Genomic DNA, 2,048 nt, shown 5'->3' with positions numbered 1-2,048 from the left:
CCCGACCCGCCGGCGACCGCCAGAATTGGACCAGTATGCTGTTCGCGCAGAAAAGAGCTGCCGAGCGGCCCGCGGACCGAAACCTCGTCACCGACCTTGAGTGACCTGGCGACGTGTTCGCTCGTCGCTCCACCGGGCACATGCCTGATGTGGAATTCGAGATGGTCTCGCCCGGGCTGGTTCGCCATCGAATAGTCGCGCGCCGGAACGCCATCGAACGTCACCTGCGCATACTGGCCCGCCTTGAACGCGACGGCCTCTCCCGTTTCGACCTCCAGCCTGATTTGCCGGATGTCGTGGGTTGCGTCATCGATCGCGACAACCCGCGTGCGATAGGTGCGGACGGGAAGATCAAGCTGTTCTTCCTCCTCATCGAGCCATGCGACCGTGCAGTCCGTGAGCGGCTGCGCGCGGCATGCAAGGATCAGTCCCTGAGACCGCTCATCGTCCGTCAGGGCAAAGCGCGTGTGCGGCAGAAGATCGACCTCGCCGCTGACCAGTCGGGACTTGCACGAGCCGCAGCGGCCCGAACGGCATCCATGCGGGTATGCGATCCCTTCTTCTAGCGCTCTCTCCAGAATGGTTCGGCCATCCGGCACGTCGATGATGCGCCCCGCCTGCCGAATTTCGATTTGTCTTCCCATGACAATCTCCCCTCAGGCGGCGCCTGATGACAGGGCTTCCGCCAGACGAGGTTTCTGGTCAGCAAAGGTGCCATAGAAGACCTGTTCGTTGACGATCGTGATCGGGGCAACGCGCACGCCGGTCCGCGCTTTCGCCTCTTCGGCGATCTGCGGATCTGACAGGTCACGCTCTTCGAATGGGACACCCTGGTCAGCAAGCCATCGCTTGACGGCATGGCAATCGGGGCAGGTTGGCGTGGTATACAGCACCACTGACGGAGTTCCTGTATTGGTCACTGCTTCATTCCTTTACATGTGGCGAGCCTGCCGAAGCAGGCTCGCCTGTTTCTCATTCCGCAGGCGCAAGTTCAGGCCGACGGGGCCGGACTGCGCCGCTTTCCGCCTGCGCGGGCGCGCGGAAGGTCTTGAGCCTCAGCGCGTTGCCGAGGACGAAGACGCTCGACAGGGCCATCGCGCCGGCGGCAAAGACCGGCGACAGCAGGATGCCGTAGGCCGGATAGAGCAGACCGGCGGCAACGGGGATCAGAGCCGTATTGTAGGCAAAGGCCCAGAACAGGTTCTGCCGGATGTTGCCGATCGTCGCCTTGGACAGTGCGATCGCGTTCGGCACGCCTTGCAGGCTGCCCGACATCAGCACCACGTCGGCTGCCTCGATGGCAATGTCCGTACCCGTGCCGATGGCAAGGCCCACATCCGCTTCGGCCAGCGCCGGAGCGTCGTTGATGCCATCGCCGACGAAAGCGACCTTGCCATGCTGGGCTTTGAGGCGGCGTACCGCGTCGACCTTGCCGTCCGGCAGGACTTCCGCCACCACCTCGTCGATCCCAAGGCGCTTGGCGATAGCTTCGGCCGTCCGCTTGTTGTCGCCGGTGATCATCGCGACCTTGAGGCCGAGATCGTGCAGCGCCTTGATCGCCGCGGGCGTCGTCTCCTTGATCGGATCGGCCACGGCGATGATCGCCGCCAGCTTGCCGTCGATCGCGGCGTAGAGCGGTGACTTGCCCTCGTTGCCGAGACGTTCGGCGACCTGAGCGAACCCGGCCACGTCATGGCCGAGTTCTGCCATGTAGCGGTCGGCGCCGATCTCGACACGCTTGTCGCCGGCCACGGCCTTGACGCCGAACCCAGTCACCGATTCGAAATCCGACACAGCCGGCAGCGGGATGTTTTCCCCGGCGGCCGCATCCACGATCGCACGGGCGATCGGATGCTCCGACTTCGCCTCGACGGCCGCCATCAGACCGAGGACATCTGCCCGGTCGAAACCAAGGGCCAGTTCCAGATCGGTGAGCGCGGGCTTGCCTTCCGTCAGCGTGCCCGTCTTGTCGACGGCGACGACCTTCGCGTCCTTCAGCAGTTGCAGCGCCTCGCCCTTGCGGAAGAGCACGCCAAGTTCCGCACCGC

General features: G+C 64.6%; 3 protein-coding genes. All 3 read right to left on the bottom strand.

Annotated features, from left to right (window positions below):
- Positions 1–644, bottom strand: a 644-nt coding sequence (locus ABWW28_RS27465) for a 2Fe-2S iron-sulfur cluster-binding protein (protein WP_353392989.1), incomplete at its 3' end; no start/stop codon positions are given.
- A 12-nt stretch (positions 645–656) separates the two neighbouring features.
- Positions 657–896, bottom strand: a complete 240-nt coding sequence (locus ABWW28_RS27460; RefSeq protein WP_502904599.1) for a glutaredoxin family protein — start codon at positions 894–896, stop codon at positions 657–659.
- Between the two features lie 76 nt (positions 897–972).
- The coding region (locus tag ABWW28_RS27455; RefSeq protein ID WP_353392987.1) for a heavy metal translocating P-type ATPase at positions 973–2,048 on the bottom strand (1,076 nt) is incomplete at its 5' end.

It is taken from the genome of Brucella sp. NBRC 14130 (genome assembly GCF_040371715.1).
Lineage (GTDB): Bacteria > Pseudomonadota > Alphaproteobacteria > Rhizobiales > Rhizobiaceae > Brucella > Brucella intermedia.
Note: the sequence above shows the minus strand (reverse complement) of the source record. Positions and strands in the feature narration are given on the sequence as shown.